This window comes from Roseomonas rosulenta, assembly GCF_016106005.1.
Lineage (GTDB): Bacteria > Pseudomonadota > Alphaproteobacteria > Acetobacterales > Acetobacteraceae > Neoroseomonas > Neoroseomonas rosulenta.
This window is the reverse complement of the sequence record NZ_JACADR010000541.1, coordinates 1-1,302: the sequence shown is the minus strand read 5'-3', so window position 1 is coordinate 1,302 and position 1,302 is coordinate 1. Positions and strand designations below refer to the sequence as shown.

General features: G+C 72.0%; 1 protein-coding gene. It reads left to right on the top strand.

The window, feature by feature from the left end; all coding sequences use genetic code 11:
- Positions 1-670 precede the first annotated feature (670 nt).
- The gene (locus tag HW578_RS26705; RefSeq protein ID WP_198373721.1) at positions 671-1,192 is read left to right on the top strand and encodes a histone H1-like repetitive region-containing protein; all 522 of its coding nucleotides are present in this window, start codon (positions 671-673) and stop codon (positions 1,190-1,192) included.
- Positions 1,193-1,302 lie beyond the last annotated feature (110 nt).

Genomic DNA, 1,302 nt, shown 5'->3' with positions numbered 1-1,302 from the left:
GCACCGGCGATGCGCGCGGCGTCGGCTCCTCGCGGCGCGGCCGCACGATCTCGCTGCGCGCGCAGGCGCGCCGCGCCGCCACCGCGCGATGCGCGGCACGACACCGCTGCACCGCGCGACGCGAAAAGCGCGACGCGCACGCAACACAGATCGATCGCGATTGACGACGTCGCGCATTTTGCGCGCGTGCATGTGCGGATTTTGTTGACACACATATTGCGCGTGCAGATAGCGTGATGTGCGCGCGAATCATCTTGCGCGATTCGTCGGATCGGTTCTGCACCACGCACCGCATCGTCACCGTCGCGGCGCACTGCATACAGACCAGGCGACGCATCGCAGGGCTGAAACGCCGCAGCAGGGAAGGACGGTCCATGGACCGCAGGCTCGCAGGAAGGTCGGCACACAGCGTCGCCCTTCAGACACCGCCAGGCAGCGCAGCACCTGCGCCCCGCCGCGGCGGCAGAGAGACCGGGGGCATCGCGCGGCGGAACATCGCCGCACGTCGCACCGGCGCCTGCACCATGGGGCTCGCTGCACGGACACGACGGCGCGCGACGGGATCCGCGCGCATCGCAACCGCCCGCTCCCACCTGCTGTACCCCCCGGGGGCTGCGCGCCGATGCGCGTCACCTCCCCTTCACCGGAACGCACGGAGACACCACACGACATGACCGACATCATCGAGACCACCGACGCCGAGGCCGCGGAGCCGCGCGCCCAGGCGATGGCGATGGCCGCCGCGAAGAAGAAGGCGCCCGCCAAGAAGAAGCCGGCGGCGAAGAAGCCCGCCGCGAAGAAGGCCGCGGCCAAGAAGCCCGCCGCCAAGAAGGCCGCCGCCAAGAAGAAGCCGGCTGCCAAGAAGGCCGCGCCGAAGAAGGCCGCCGCCAAGAAGAAGCCGGCTGCCAAGAAGGCCGCGCCCAAGAAGGCCGCCGCCAAGAAGGCCGCTCCGAAGAAGGCCGCCGCCAAGAAGAAGCCGGCTGCCAAGAAGGCCGCGCCCAAGAAGGCCGCTGCCAAGAAGCCGGCCGCCAAGAAGGCCGCGCCCAAGAAGGCCGCTGCTGCCAAGAAGCCCGCGGTGAAGTCCTCCGCCCGCTCCGAGGCCGCGAAGAAGGCCGCCGCGACCCGCGCCGCCAAGCGCGCCGCCGCCGCTGCCGCGGCACCTGCGCCCGCCACCGACACCCCGGCGAGCTGACGACAGCGCCGATCCCGGCGTCGGGGCGCCGTCCGCGCAGGCGGGCGGCGCCCCTTTCGCATCCAGGTCCCGCATGATGATCGCGCCCCTGCCGCCGGACCAGCGCCATC